Source organism: Ruegeria sp. CRTD044, from assembly GCF_059613485.1.
Genome location: NZ_JBXWSP010000017.1, coordinates 23198 through 36220 on the forward strand (window position 1 = coordinate 23198; position 13023 = coordinate 36220).

14 protein-coding genes are annotated in these 13023 nt (G+C 59.4%); 9 read left to right on the top strand and 5 right to left on the bottom strand.

The annotated features are described in order from the left end of the window. Positions 1-18 precede the first annotated feature (18 nt). A complete protein-coding gene (locus AC2FNL_RS15415) occupies positions 19-618 on the top strand; it encodes a hypothetical protein (protein WP_496834185.1) in 600 nt (199 codons plus the stop codon). Positions 619-865: 247 nt separating this feature from the next. On the opposite strand, the gene AC2FNL_RS15420 is transcribed toward AC2FNL_RS15415, so the two are convergent. The 3 genes from AC2FNL_RS15420 to AC2FNL_RS15430 form a co-directional block, all read right to left on the bottom strand. Then, on the bottom strand, positions 866-1696 hold the full coding sequence (locus AC2FNL_RS15420; RefSeq protein WP_496834186.1) for an ABC transporter ATP-binding protein: 831 nt from the start codon (positions 1694-1696) through the stop codon (positions 866-868). Beyond that, positions 1693-2481 (bottom strand): ABC transporter ATP-binding protein, encoded by a 789-nt coding sequence (locus AC2FNL_RS15425; protein ID WP_093962961.1) that lies wholly within the window; start codon positions 2479-2481, stop codon positions 1693-1695. Before AC2FNL_RS15425 ends, AC2FNL_RS15420 begins: the two co-directional genes overlap by 4 nt. A gap of 131 nt (positions 2482-2612) precedes the next feature. After that, complete coding sequence (locus AC2FNL_RS15430; protein ID WP_496834187.1) at positions 2613-3794, bottom strand: ABC transporter substrate-binding protein; 1182 nt, start codon at positions 3792-3794, stop codon at positions 2613-2615. Positions 3795-3961: 167 nt separating this feature from the next. Between AC2FNL_RS15430 and AC2FNL_RS15435 the strand changes: the two genes are divergently transcribed. Beyond that, complete coding sequence (locus tag AC2FNL_RS15435) at positions 3962-5059, top strand: PQQ-dependent sugar dehydrogenase (RefSeq protein WP_496834188.1); 1098 nt, start codon at positions 3962-3964, stop codon at positions 5057-5059. Positions 5060-5091: 32 nt separating this feature from the next. Then, positions 5092-5502: a hypothetical protein gene (locus tag AC2FNL_RS15440; RefSeq protein WP_496834189.1), complete on the top strand. Its 411-nt coding sequence runs from the start codon at positions 5092-5094 to the stop codon at positions 5500-5502. 3 nt (positions 5503-5505) lie between these two features. Here the strand turns inward: AC2FNL_RS15440 and AC2FNL_RS15445 are convergent, their stop codons facing one another. After that, positions 5506-6510 carry a GlxA family transcriptional regulator gene (locus tag AC2FNL_RS15445; RefSeq protein ID WP_093962075.1) on the bottom strand — a complete coding sequence of 335 codons (1005 nt, stop codon included), beginning with the start codon at positions 6508-6510 and terminating at the stop codon, positions 5506-5508. A gap of 169 nt (positions 6511-6679) precedes the next feature. Here AC2FNL_RS15445 and AC2FNL_RS15450 point away from each other — a divergent pair, with 169 nt between their 5' ends. Further along, positions 6680-8050, top strand: a complete 1371-nt coding sequence (locus AC2FNL_RS15450) for a class II 3-deoxy-7-phosphoheptulonate synthase (RefSeq protein ID WP_496834190.1) — start codon at positions 6680-6682, stop codon at positions 8048-8050. Positions 8051-8104: 54 nt separating this feature from the next. Here AC2FNL_RS15450 and AC2FNL_RS15455 read toward each other — a convergent pair whose 3' ends face one another. Continuing rightward, complete coding sequence (locus tag AC2FNL_RS15455) at positions 8105-8779, bottom strand: PAS domain-containing protein (RefSeq protein ID WP_496834191.1); 675 nt, start codon at positions 8777-8779, stop codon at positions 8105-8107. 237 nt (positions 8780-9016) lie between these two features. On the opposite strand from AC2FNL_RS15455, the gene AC2FNL_RS15460 reads away from it, so the two are divergent. From AC2FNL_RS15460 to pstB, 5 genes are all read left to right on the top strand, one after another. Further along, on the top strand, positions 9017-9907 hold the full coding sequence (locus tag AC2FNL_RS15460; protein ID WP_496834192.1) for a YicC/YloC family endoribonuclease: 891 nt from the start codon (positions 9017-9019) through the stop codon (positions 9905-9907). 15 nt (positions 9908-9922) lie between these two features. Next, on the top strand, positions 9923-10564 hold the full coding sequence (gmk, locus tag AC2FNL_RS15465) for a guanylate kinase (RefSeq protein WP_170338600.1): 642 nt from the start codon (positions 9923-9925) through the stop codon (positions 10562-10564). Next, complete coding sequence (locus tag AC2FNL_RS15470) at positions 10561-11094, top strand: gamma carbonic anhydrase family protein (protein ID WP_496834193.1); 534 nt, start codon at positions 10561-10563, stop codon at positions 11092-11094. The genes gmk and AC2FNL_RS15470 overlap by 4 nt, the downstream gene beginning before the upstream one ends. Before the next feature lie 16 nt (positions 11095-11110). Beyond that, positions 11111-12157, top strand: a complete 1047-nt coding sequence (locus tag AC2FNL_RS15475) for a sensor histidine kinase (RefSeq protein ID WP_496834194.1) — start codon at positions 11111-11113, stop codon at positions 12155-12157. Positions 12158-12227: 70 nt separating this feature from the next. Beyond that, positions 12228-13007, top strand: coding sequence for a phosphate ABC transporter ATP-binding protein PstB (pstB, locus tag AC2FNL_RS15480; protein WP_496834195.1), 780 nt, complete (start codon positions 12228-12230; stop codon positions 13005-13007). Positions 13008-13023 lie beyond the last annotated feature (16 nt).

Genomic DNA, 13023 nt, shown 5'->3' on the forward strand with positions numbered 1-13023 from the left:
GTTCTTCTCACTGTCCGGGTGCGGCTTTATGGCACGACGCCGACGAAAGACACAACAATTTGGAGCATGATTTTTGCGGCTTTGTGCATGTTTTTATGCGGTTTGGCGAACATTGATCACGCGCGCTCCAACCGTCTGCTGATCCCCGAAAGAAAAAGACCGCGCCACCATGTGGGGCGCGGCCTGAAATCACAGATGATTGCGGGGCTAGGCACCGGTTTCCGTGCATTGGCCGCGGTCATTCTGAAGGACCGGACGGCGAATGGACAGGTTGTAGGACAGATCCGGGCTTTTGACGAAGAAGGTCATGACATGCTGTTCGGTCGCCAGGATGAACGTCATGTTGTTCAGGCCAGGAAACACCTGAGCATCCCCTGTCGTGTCACCGAATTTGACCGATCCCTTTTGCTTGCCTTCAAGCCGCGTCAGCCGGTACTCGGTTCCATCAATATCCGATATGCACACAAATTCGCGTTGCTGAGCCACAGCGCCAGTTGCCAAGTGTGCGACCAGTGCGGCGATCATCCATTTCTTCATTTTGACTTCCAATTTCTGTGCCCCCAACTGGGGCGCGTTTCGGGGATTGGTGTGGTGGTTCGGGCGCAGCGATATTTTTGAAATTTGACCTGATTAAAGCAGCAGATTGGCATTCTGGGAAATTCCACAGGCTTTTTGAACCGGTGCGCTGCCAGGAAATAATTTATATTTTTCAGATGCCTAATAAGGGTTCTCAGGAAGAAGGGCATAGCTGGAAACACCGATTGCCATCTTCTGGCCTTCAATTTTGCGCAAAGCGATCAAGCAAAAGGGCCAGTCGAGAATCCCGACCGGCCCCATGAAAAAACCGATTTCTGAAAAGCGTCGGTTAGCCGCCCAAAAACGACTTGCGCACTTCCTCGTCCGCCAGCAGTTCCTTGCCGGTACCAGTGTATGCGTTGCGCCCCTGGACCAGCACATAACCCTTGTCCGCGATCTCAAGCGCCTGGCGGGCGTTCTGTTCCACCATCAGGATCGGAAGGCCGGTGCGCGACACTTCGATGATGCGGTCGAACAGCTCGTCCATCACGATCGGCGAAACGCCCGCGGTCGGTTCGTCCAGCATCAACACCTTCGGCTTGGTCATAAGCGCGCGGCCGACGGCCACTTGCTGGCGCTGTCCGCCCGAGAGCTCGCCCGCCGCCTGGTTGCGTTTGTCTCTCAGGATCGGGAACAGCTCGAACACCTGTTCCATCGTGTCCGAGAAATCATCCGTGCGAATGAACGCGCCCATTTCCAGATTTTCTTGAACCGTCATCGAGGTGAAAATGTTCTGCGTTTGGGGTACAAAGCCCATGCCCTTGATCACCCGGTCCTGGGGGCTGAGGTTGGTGATGTCCTCGCCATCCAGCCGCACCGATCCGGCGCGCACGTCCAGCATGCCAAAAACGGCCTTCATCGCGGTGGATTTACCAGCGCCGTTGGGGCCAACGATCACGGCGATTTCGCCCTTGTCCACGGCGATCGTGCAATCGTGCAGAATGTCGGGGCCTTTGCCGTACCCGCCGGTCATGGTGTCACCGATCAGGAATGGACCGCCTTCTACCCGGTGGGACTTGCCGCTGACCCGATGGGCGGGCGTCATCGTGCCAATGCCATGCGCGTTGGTGATCGAGGCGTCCTTGTTGCCCTTGTCGTCCTGATAGGGATTGTCGCTCATGCCCCGGCCTCCAACTGGTCTTTGTTCTTGAGCCCAGTACCCAGATAGGCCTCGATGACGTGCTCATTGGCCTTGATCTCGTCCAGCGTGCCTTGTGCCAGAACTTTGCCCTCGGCCATGCAGATCACCGGGTCGCAGATCTTGCCGATGAAATCCATGTCGTGTTCGATCACGACGAAGGTATAGCCGCGTTCCTTGTTCAGACGCAGGATCGTATCGGCGATGGTCATCAGCAGGGTGCGGTTGACGCCTGCGCCGACCTCGTCCAGAAACACGATCTTGGCGTCCACCATCATCGTGCGACCCAGTTCCAGCAGCTTTTTCTGGCCGCCCGAGACCTGACCCGCCTTGTGGTCGGCCAAGTGTTCGATGGTCAGGAACTCCAGCACCTCGTCGGCCTTGGCGCGCAGGGCGCGTTCCTCATCCGCAATCCGCTTGCGGCCGAACCATGTGTTCCACAGCGATTCACCGGATTGGCCACCGGGGACCATCATCAGGTTTTCGCGGCATGTCATCGACGAGAACTCGTGCGCGATCTGGAACGTGCGCAACAGCCCCTTGTGAAACAGATCATGGGGCGGCAGGCCGGTGATGTCTTCGCCGTCCATCCAGACCTTGCCGCTGGTCGGTGGCAGAACGCCCGCGATCACATTGAAAAGAGTGGTTTTTCCGGCCCCGTTTGGACCGATCAGGCCGGTAATCGAGCCCTTTTCGATCTCCAGCGATGCCCCGTCCACCGCGTGGAAACCGCCGAAATGCTTGTGCACGTCCTCGACGACGATCATGTGTTCCCCTGTCCGCGGCTTTCGCGGTTCTTCGTGTTGCCCCATCCCCAAGATAAGGTGGCGCCTTTTGTCATTGAAACAGCCCGGGCACAAGGCCCGGGCTGCTTGGTATCATGCGGTCAGCTAACGGATCAACGGAACTTGACGGTCTCGTTCTTGCCGTCTTTCACTTCGATCTCGCGGTAGGACCCAGCGCTTTCGCCCGGACCGATCAGTTCGACACCCGAAGCGCCGACATAGTCGATGTCCTGACCAGCTGCCAGCAGTTCCAGACCCTTGGCCAGTTCACCCGGATAGATCTTCTCGCCGGGGGCGTTGGCCACATCCAGGATCTTGCCACCGTATTGGGCGGGATCGGCCGACCCTGCGGCCTGCATGGCCAGCATGAACAGCGCGGCTGCGTCATAGCTTTCAGGCGAATAGGGCGACGAGCCGTCAAAGCCCGCGGCTTCGGCCATGGCGAAATATTTCTCGGCGCCTTCACCGCCCGAACCGGCGATCTGACCAAACGATCCATCCAGATCAGGGCCGACATTCGCAGGCAGCGAGTCACCGATCATGCCGCCCGGCAGACCGAACGTGTCGAATGCTCCGCTGTCCAGGGCCGACTGGATGATGCCCAGGCCACCCTGATCCAGGTAGCCGGCAACCACGAGGATGTCACCACCCGCCGAGGCCAATGCGCCGACTTCGGCCGAATAGTCCGCCTTGCCGTCTTCATGTGCTGCGACGATGGTCACTTCACCGCCCACGGCCTCGAACGACGACTGGATCGCGTCGGCCAGACCTTTGCCGTAGTCGTTGTTGGTATAGGTCAGAGCGATCGATTTGATGCCGCGATCTTTCAGAATGTCGGCCATAACCTGACCTTCACGCGCATCCGACGGGGCGGTGCGGAAGAACAGCCCGTTGTCTTCCATCGTCGACAGACCGGGCGAGGTCGCCGACGGCGAGATCATGACCATGCCATTCGGAATAGCGACGTTCTGCAGGATTGCGCCAGTCACACCGGAACAGTCGCCGCCGATGATGCCGGCAACGCCATCGGCGATCATGCGTTCGCCGTTCGAGGTGGCCAGACCGTTGTCGATGCAGCCGGTATCGGCGCGCATCGGTGTCACGGTGGCGCCGCCCAGCAGCTTGCCGGATTCGGTAACTTCGGCGATTGCCAGTTCGGCGCCCGCGCCCATTGCGGGGGCCAGCGATTCAATCGGCCCGGTAAATCCGAACAGAACGCCCAGTTTGACGTCTTCGGCCATTGCGGCACCGGCCAGCAATGCGGTTGCTGCAGTCGCAGTAAGCAGCTTTTTCATTAGGTTACTCCCTTGTTGGAACGTATTCGTTCTGAGCAAGACCCTAGGCAAGCTGTTCAGAAAAGAAAAGTCCAAACAGGAATGTGTCTTTTGGCTGAACAACTCTATTTGTTTTCTAAGGTTTGGTTCCCGGGCGGCTCATTCTGACCGGGATTGGAGCGATAGATATGATTAGGGTTTTTACGATTCTCATTCTGATGATTTGCGGCAGCGTCGCGTGGGCGGAGTCATTGAAGACATCCGCAGGCGAGGTCTCGGTCACGACCATGCTTGCCGGCCTCGATACACCCTGGGCGATCGGCCTGCTGCCGGATGGCAGTTTCTTGGTCACCGAGCGCGACGGCCAGCTGCTTTTGGCGCGTGATGGCAAGGCCACCAAGGTCCAGGGCGTTCCAAAGGTCGCAGCGCAAGGGCAGGGCGGTCTGCTGGACGTAACCGTCGCCCGCGATTTTGACCGCACAAGAGAGGTGTTTCTTTCTTTCTCGAAGCCACAGAGCGGCGGGGCCGGTACGGCGGTCGCCGTGGCGCGCCTGTCCGAGAACGGCAAGAGGCTGGCCAACCTGAATGTGATATTCGAAGCGGTTCCCGGCGGCTCGGGCGGCCGGCATTTCGGATCGCGCGTGGTCGAGGCGCAGGACGGGACGCTGTTCATCACTTTGGGGGATCGTGGCGACAGGCCAAGTGCGCAGGACCGCTCGAACCACATGGGGACGGTCATTCGAATCAACCGCGATGGTTCGATCCCGGCGGATAATCCGTTTGTCGCGCAAGAAGGCATCCGCCCCGAGATCTGGTCCTTTGGTCATCGCAACCCGCAAGGCGCTGATGTTGATACGAGCGGCCGGTTGTGGGTATCGGAACATGGCGCAAAGGGCGGGGACGAGGTGAACCTTGTGAAACCCGGCGCTAACTACGGTTGGCCGGTCATTTCCTACGGGACGCATTATTCTGGAGAGAAGATTGGCGAAGGCACCAGCAAGGCCGGAATGGAACAGCCGCGCTTGTATTGGGATCCGTCCATCGCTCCGTCGGGCTTGATGGTCTATTCGGGCGGGATGTTTCCCGAATGGCGCGGTGACATTTTCGTGGGCTCGCTGAAATTCGACTATATTGCACGATTGTCCGGAAACCCGTTGCGCGAGGTCGAGCAGATCAAAGGCGCCGAGACCGAACGGGTCCGTGACATCGTGCAGGCCCCAGACGGTGCGATCTGGTTCATCTCGGTCGGGCAGGGTGCGGTTTTCAGGATTTCCCGTTCGTCCTAGGAGTGCAGCGATAGACTTCTAAGAGGATTAATATGCTCCGCATTCTCGCAGCGATATTTTTGTCCCTTTCGACACTTCCCGCCGCGGCCGACGAGGTCTTTCCGACCTATGCCGATTACGAAACTTTCGTCGACACCAAGGTCAAGAACCGCGAGTTCTCGAACGTCATCACCCGGTTGGGCGGCGCCGACGAATACACGCCGCAGCAGATGCAAGTCCTGCAAGGGCAGCTAAGTGACCTTGTTCCGTACTACCTGACCAATGCCGACGTTGCCAAACGGGTCGAGCTTGAGAACGGGTTCGCGCAGGAAATGCGGATCTACTGGAACGACAAGAACAGCTATCTCTACTATTACGCTCTTTTGCATCAACGCGACGACGGCGTGATAGTTCTGCAGTTCAGCATCAACACGCGCGCCGAGCCCATTCTGGGCATGTTCTAGGCGTCAGACCGACAGCCGCCCGCTCTGCGTCCCACGCTCGCGATAGGGCGTGGTGTTGTAATGCGCGCGGTAGCATTTCGAGAAATGGCTAGGGCTTGCAAAACCGCAGGCCAAGGCCACGTTGATCACGCTCATGTCGGTCTGCATCAGCAGGTTGCGCGCCTTGTGCAACCGCAGTTCCATGTAATAGCGCTTGGGCGAACGGCTCAGATACCGACGGAACAACCGTTCGAGCTGGCGGGTCGACATGCCAACATCCTTGGCCAGGATCGAGGGAGAAATCGGCTCCTCGATGTTCTTCTCCATCATCAGGATGACCTGGCTCAGCTTGGGGTGACGCACGCCGATCCGCGTGGGCGTCGACAGGCGCTGGGTGTCCTGATCGGTGCGGATCGAGGAATAGATCATCTGGTCGGCCACCGCATTGGCCAACTCCTCGCCGTAATCATCGGCGATCAGCTTCAACATCAGGTCGATTGACGAGGTGCCACCAGCCGTTGTCATCCGGTTGCCGTCGATCAGAAAGACGGATTTCGTCAGTTCGACATTTTCGAACTCTTCCGCAAAGCTGTCGGCGTTTTCCCAGTGGATGGTGGCACGTTTGCCGTCCAGCAGGCCGGCCTTGGCAAGGGTATAGGCCGCCGTGCACAAGCCACCGATCTTCAGGCCTTTGCGGGCCTCGCGGCGCAGCCAGTTCAGAACCTTTTTGGTGGTCGCCGCCTGAACATCGACGCCGCCACAAACAAGGATCACCTCGTCCCGCTGCAGTTCGTCCAGGTCGCGGTCAAGCTCGAACGTCGTGCCGGCCGAGCAGGTGACGACCTCTCCGCCTTCGCCGGCCAGCGACCAGGTATAGATCTGCTGATCCGCCATACGATTTGCAATCCGAAGGCTGTCCAGTGCCGAGGCAAAAGACAGCAACGAAAACTTGTCGAGCAACACGAATACGAAATTGAGCGGCTTGGCCGCGCGCTTGTCCACAGTGACAACTTGGCGTTGCTCTTGCATGGCGAACTGTCCTTGATTCGGCGGGCCGAGGCCCGAGGCCTGCGGCGAATTTGACCGACACCATGCTCAAAGCTTGTTTCCGACGTCAAGAGGCGCAAATCGGATATGGTCTCTGGTCTATGGATTTTGTATAGAGACCACCTGAATTACCTCAGCGGAGATCAAAGCTATGACCGAGTGGCAAAAAACGAACTGGCGCAGCAAGCCGCGGGTTCAGATGCCAGAGTATACCGACGCGGCCGCGCTGGCCAAAGTCGAGGCCAAGCTTTCGCAGTATCCCCCGCTGGTTTTTGCGGGCGAGGCCCGACGTCTCAAACAGCATTTGGGCGCGGCCGGCCGTGGCGAGGCCTTCCTGCTGCAGGGTGGGGACTGCGCCGAAAGCTTCGACCAGTTCAGCGCCGATGCGATCCGCGACACCTTCAAGGTGATGCTGCAGATGGCGATGGTTCTGACCTATGGTGCCAAGGTTCCGGTGGTCAAAGTGGGCCGTATGGCCGGCCAGTTCGCCAAGCCGCGCAGCGCGCCGACCGAGGTGGTCGATGGCGTGGAACTGCCCAGCTACCGTGGTGATATCATCAACGAGTTGGCCTTCACGCCCGAAGCGCGTATCCCGAACCCGGAAAAGATGCTGCAGGCCTATACCCAGGCTGCAGCCACTCTGAACCTGCTGCGCGCGTTCTCGACCGGCGGTTTTGCGGACATGAGCCGTGTGCATTCCTGGACCTTGGGCTTTACCAACGAACAGGACGTGCAGAAATACTCCGAGATCGCCGACCGCATTCAGGACACGATCGACTTCATGGAGGCCGCCGGCATCACCGCGGATACCACCCATGAATTCTCGACCGTCGAGTTCTACACCAGCCACGAAGGGCTGTTGCTGGAATACGAAGAGGCGCTGACGCGACTGGATTCGACCTCGGGCAAGTGGCTGGCCGGCTCGGGCCACATGATCTGGATCGGCGACCGCACCCGTCAGCCCGACGGCGCGCATGTCGAATTCTGCCGCGGCGTGCTGAACCCAATCGGCTTGAAATGCGGCCCGACCACCACGGCCGAGGACCTCAAGGTTCTGATGTCCAAGCTGAACCCGGACAACGAAGAAGGCCGTCTGACCCTGATCGCGCGCTTTGGCGCGGGCAAGGCGGGCGAGCACCTGCCGCGCCTGATCAAGGCCGTCAAGGAAGAGGGCGCCAAGGTGACCTGGGTCTGCGACCCGATGCACGGCAACACGATCAAGTCGGCCACCGGCTACAAGACCCGTCCGTTCGAATCGGTCCTGCGCGAGGTGCGGGATTTCTTCGGCGTGCATCAGGCCGAGGGCACGATCCCCGGCGGCGTGCATTTCGAGATGACCGGTCTGGACGTGACCGAATGCACCGGCGGCGTCCGCGCCGTCAGCGAAGAGGACCTGTCGGACCGCTACCACACCGCCTGCGATCCGCGTCTGAACGCGTCGCAGTCGCTGGAGCTGGCGTTCCTGGTGGCTGAAGAGCTGACCAACCTGCGCCGTGACCGAAAGGACCGCGCGGCAAGCTGAGGCATGTCGGATTGAAACGCAAACGGCGGGCCCTCGGGTCCGCCGTTCTGCATTTCACTCGTCGCGAGAGAATACTAGCCGCAGGTGTTTCGCCGGTCTCTTGAAATCGGCCTGATCCTCGGCAAAGCCCGCCTCGACAGGCCGGCTGTTGTGGGCCTGATCCTGAATGTTCACCAGTGCGCGGATCCGAGTGTCCTCGATTCCGAACCGGCGCGGTGTAGCGCCGATCGTGCCATCGCTGACCATCACACCCAGCACTCGGCTGACATCACCCAGATCGCTTCTGAGGGGCAACAGGATCATGCGGGCCTGCAGCCGCGTCCGGCCGAGCTTGCCTTTTGAATAAAGGCTGAACTCACCGATCGCCGGAGCGGCGAACACCTCTTCCAGCGCCTCTGACACCTGATCACGGGCGCTGGGATCAAAGAAGGCGGTCAGGGGCATTCCGCGCACCTCCATCCCCGCGATCTTGTTCAGATGACTTCCCGCCAGTCGAAACCGGGCGAGGCCAGGCGCGATGCGTTCCAGAATAAATGTGTATTCCAGAATGTTTTCGAGGCCGCGTGGGTCGATCTGGGAACGCTTGGGAACGCCGTCGCCGCTCAGCAGCGCGGTCCAATACGCTTCAGCCTGACGGATGGGGGACAGACTGCGCCCACTGTCAAAGCGATCCATTGCGATGATCTTTCCAGCTTTCGACCCGGAACCATTCCAGAAGAAGGTTTTCATTACCATGCACCTCGTGTCGATTGGCTGCCATCCGGTCCGTGCGCCATGCAAAGCGATAGCGGCCGACCCATCCTTCGACTGACAGATTGACACGGGTTTATTCAATTTTGGACCAAATCTTTAAGGAATGGTTAACTTCTTGCGTTGAATTGCACATCCGGCAAGGTCTTGCCCTATGGGGTACGATAGCTTTAGGTGCAGCAGAACAAGGCTGCGCAGCAGTGGGAAAGGGCAGGCATGATCAAATCCATGACCGGTTTTGCATCCGGAAAGGGCGCATTGGGGCCGCACAGCTGGAGCTGGGAACTGCGCAGTGTCAACGGCAAGGGGCTGGACATGCGGTTGCGGGTGCCGGACTGGCTTACAGGACTTGAGGCTGCGCTGCGCGCGGATATGTCCAAACAGATCAGCCGGGGCAACGTGACGCTGAGCCTGCGCGTCGCCCGCGAGGAAACCGCTGCCGAGTTGAAGCTGAACGAAGGCGCAATGAGCGCTGCGCTGGATGCGTTGGCGCATGCCGAGGAATTGGCGGTCAACAAGGGCGTCGCGCTTGCACCGTCAAAGGGCAGCGATCTGCTGATGATCAAAGGGATGCTGGACGCGGCAGCCGAAGACGACGATCCCGCGCCGCTGGTCGAGGCGTTGAAATCCGAATTTGGCAGTCTGCTGGCCGAGTTTGTGGAAATGCGCCGGGATGAGGGCCAAGCCCTGGCTTCCATCCTGTCGGCCCAGTTGGATCAGATCCAGACCCTGACCGAGCAGGCCACCGAGCTGGCCGAGCGGCGCACAGAAGCCATGTCCGACACTCTGCGCCAGAACCTAGCGCGGGTCATGGAAAACAGCCAGGGCGCTGATCCCGACCGGGTGGCGCAGGAGTTGGCCCTGATCGCGGTCAAAGCGGATATCACCGAAGAACTGGACCGCCTGGCCGCGCATGTCGTAGCCGCGCGCGCACTGCTGGAGCAGGAGGCCCCGGTCGGCCGCAAGCTGGATTTCCTGATGCAGGAGTTCAACCGTGAGGCCAACACGCTGTGCTCCAAATCCCAGAACTCGGAACTGACATCGGTCGGTCTGGAGTTGAAGGCGGTGATCGACCAGTTGAGAGAGCAGGTGCAAAATGTTGAATAAGCAAGGAAAAGTGTAATGGCGGATCGCCGCGGTCTACTCATCATCCTGTCGTCGCCCTCGGGTGCCGGAAAATCCACTTTGGCCCGTCGCCTGATGGAGTGGGACACCGATCTCGAATTTTCGATCTCGGCCACCACACGCGCTCCGCGCCCGGGTGAGGAACATGGACGCGAATACTATTTTCTCAGCGAAGATGATTTCCGCCAGCAGGTATCAAATGGGCAGATGCTGGAACATGCCCATGTGTTCGGCAATTTCTACGGCTCACCAGCTGGTCCAGTGCGCGAAGCGATCCAGAGCGGGCGGGACGTGCTGTTTGACGTGGACTGGCAGGGTGAAGTGCAGATACGGAATTCCGAGCTGGGCAAACATGCGTTGTCCATTTTCATTCTACCGCCATCGATCAAAGAGCTGCGCCGCCGGCTTGAAACTCGCGGTCAGGACAGCGCCGACGTCATTTCCAAGCGCATGATGAAAAGCTGGGACGAAATCAGCCATTGGGGCTACTACGACTATGTGTTGATCAATGACGATCTGGCCACAACCGAGGAAAAGCTGAAGACGATCGTCAGCGCCGAGCGGATGCGCCGTATTCAGCAGCCCCGGTTGCAGGATCACGTCCGCGCCCTGCAATACGAATTCGAGAGCATGTCATGACCATTTACGCATTGGGACAGGACGTCCCGCAGATTCACGAAGACAGCTGGGTTGCACCGGACGCGAACCTGATCGGCAAAGTCGTCCTGGAACAAGGTGCATCTGTTTGGTTCGGGTGCACGATCCGCGCCGATCACGAAGAAATCCGCGTGGGCGAGGGCAGCAACGTGCAGGAGAACTGCGTGATGCATATCGACGCCGGATTTCCGCTGACGATCGGGAAGAATTGCACCATCGGCCACAAAGTGATGCTGCATGGCTGCACCATCGGTGACAACAGCCTGATTGGTATGGGGGCCATCGTTTTGAACGGCGCGAAGATCGGCCGGAACTGCCTGATCGGGGCAGGGGCCCTGATCACGGAAGGCAAGGAGATCCCCGAAAACTCTCTGGTGATGGGAGCCCCGGGCAAGGTGGTCCGGCAACTGGACGAGGCGGCGGCTCAGCGGATCACGTTCAGCGCGCTCCACTATCAAGAGAACATGCGCAAGTTCCGGGAAACGCTGACGCCTGTTTCGCCCGGCGCATAGGTCCTGTGAACCGGTCATGAGCAACGAATTGCTTGCCGAAGTCGTCTCTGCCTTGCCGATGCCCGCATTGATGGTCGATCAGACCGAGCGGATCATCGCTTCGAACGCGGATGCGCGTGCGTTGTTGGGCCGAAACATCGACGGTCGCCATTTTGCGACGATCCTGCGACAGCCGCAGGTCATCGAAGCGATGGAGAAAAGCTTGCGAAGCAAGGGGCCGGCCAACAGCCGGCATCTGGCGAACGACGGCGCACAGGACACTGCGTTTCAGGTCCACTGTCGGTACATGCAGGGCGTCGGCGCGGTTTCCGGTGGCGCGGTTCTGGCAACGTTTATGGATGTGACCCACCTCGAGCAGGCCAGCCAGATGCGTCGTGACTTCGTTGCCAATGTCAGCCACGAACTTCGTACCCCACTGACCGCTCTGATGGGCTTCATCGAGACCTTGCAAGGACCAGCGAAGGATGACGCGGCCGCCCGGGACAGATTCCTGAAGATCATGACATCCGAGGCCAACCGGATGAATCGTCTGGTTGGTGACCTGTTGTCGTTGAATCGGGTCGAAAGCGAAGAGCGCATTCGGCCAAGGCAGCAGATCGAACTGGTCGAGCTGCTGCGCGTGACGCTCGAGACGCTACGCCCCTTGGCTGATGACGCGGGCGTTTCCCTGAATCTGAGCGCCCCGGAAAACCCCGTTCGCCTTCCGGGCGACAATGATCAGCTGCGGCAGGTTTTCACAAACCTTGTTGAAAACGCAATCAAATATGGTGGCAGCGGTGGCAGTGTGGATGTGCAAGTGTCGGTCTCAGATCAGGATACCGCCATCCGGGGACCGGCCGCCCGGGTGAGGGTCATCGACAAGGGCCCTGGCATTGACCCGGTTCATCTGCCCCGGCTTACCGAACGGTTTTACCGCGCCGACAGCCATCGCTCGCGCGAACTGGGGGGTACGGGGCTGGGCCTAGCTATCGTCAAGCACATCATCAACCGCCACCGCGGCCGGTTGCGGGTGGAAAGTGATTTGGGAAAGGGCGCGGTGTTCACCGTCATATTGCCCATGTAAGACCGGCGCGTGATAGGCTAGGAACGGTCAAGCCGAGCACTCGGACCAAAAAACGAAGGACCCGCCACCCGTGGATAGCGCATTGGAACCCGAAACCCTGAAGGTCTCAGCCAGGAACGTGAACGTGTTCTATGGTGACACGCACGCCATCAAAGACGTGAATGTAGAAATCCAAGACAAGACCGTTACGGCGTTCATCGGGCCCTCGGGGTGCGGCAAGTCTACCTTTTTGCGATGTCTGAACCGGATGAACGACACCATCGACATCTGTCGGGTCGAGGGGGAAATTCGCTTGGATGGGGATGACATCTATGACAGGCGGATCGACCCCGTGCAACTGCGCGCCAAGGTCGGCATGGTGTTTCAGAAACCCAACCCTTTTCCAAAGTCGATCTATGACAACATCGCATACGGCCCGCGCATTCACGGTCTGGCCAAGACCAAGGCCGAACTTGACGAGATCGTCGAGAAATCCCTACGCCGCGGTGCCATCTGGGACGAGGTGAAGGATCGCCTGGATGCCCCTGGTACTGGTTTGTCAGGGGGGCAACAACAGCGCCTGTGTATCGCCCGCGCCATCGCCACAGCACCCGAAGTTCTGTTGATGGACGAGCCCTGTTCGGCGCTGGATCCGATTGCCACCGCCCAGGTCGAAGAGCTGATTGATGAACTGCGTGAGAGGTTTTCGGTCGTGATTGTCACCCACTCGATGCAACAGGCGGCGCGCGTCAGCCAGAAAACGGCGTTTTTTCACTTGGGCAATCTTGTCGAGTTCGGTGATACCGCCCAAATCTTCACCAACCCCGAAGACCCGCGTACCGAAAGCTACATCACCGGCCGTATCGGCTGAGAACAGGTAAAAGACC

Coding starts and splice junctions, on each gene's coding strand:
- AC2FNL_RS15420 (WP_496834186.1), bottom strand. CDS start 1,696: ATGAGCGACAATCCCTATCAGGACGACAAGGGCAACAAGGACGCCTCG.
- AC2FNL_RS15425 (WP_093962961.1), bottom strand. CDS start 2,481: ATGATCGTCGTCGAGGACGTGCACAAGCATTTCGGCGGTTTCCACGCG.
- AC2FNL_RS15430 (WP_496834187.1), bottom strand. CDS start 3,794: ATGAAAAAGCTGCTTACTGCGACTGCAGCAACCGCATTGCTGGCCGGT.
- AC2FNL_RS15435 (WP_496834188.1), top strand. CDS start 3,962: ATGATTAGGGTTTTTACGATTCTCATTCTGATGATTTGCGGCAGCGTC.
- AC2FNL_RS15440 (WP_496834189.1), top strand. CDS start 5,092: ATGCTCCGCATTCTCGCAGCGATATTTTTGTCCCTTTCGACACTTCCC.
- AC2FNL_RS15445 (WP_093962075.1), bottom strand. CDS start 6,510: ATGCAAGAGCAACGCCAAGTTGTCACTGTGGACAAGCGCGCGGCCAAG.
- AC2FNL_RS15450 (WP_496834190.1), top strand. CDS start 6,680: ATGACCGAGTGGCAAAAAACGAACTGGCGCAGCAAGCCGCGGGTTCAG.
- AC2FNL_RS15455 (WP_496834191.1), bottom strand. CDS start 8,779: ATGAAAACCTTCTTCTGGAATGGTTCCGGGTCGAAAGCTGGAAAGATC.
- AC2FNL_RS15460 (WP_496834192.1), top strand. CDS start 9,017: ATGATCAAATCCATGACCGGTTTTGCATCCGGAAAGGGCGCATTGGGG.
- gmk (WP_170338600.1), top strand. CDS start 9,923: ATGGCGGATCGCCGCGGTCTACTCATCATCCTGTCGTCGCCCTCGGGT.
- AC2FNL_RS15470 (WP_496834193.1), top strand. CDS start 10,561: ATGACCATTTACGCATTGGGACAGGACGTCCCGCAGATTCACGAAGAC.
- AC2FNL_RS15475 (WP_496834194.1), top strand. CDS start 11,111: ATGAGCAACGAATTGCTTGCCGAAGTCGTCTCTGCCTTGCCGATGCCC.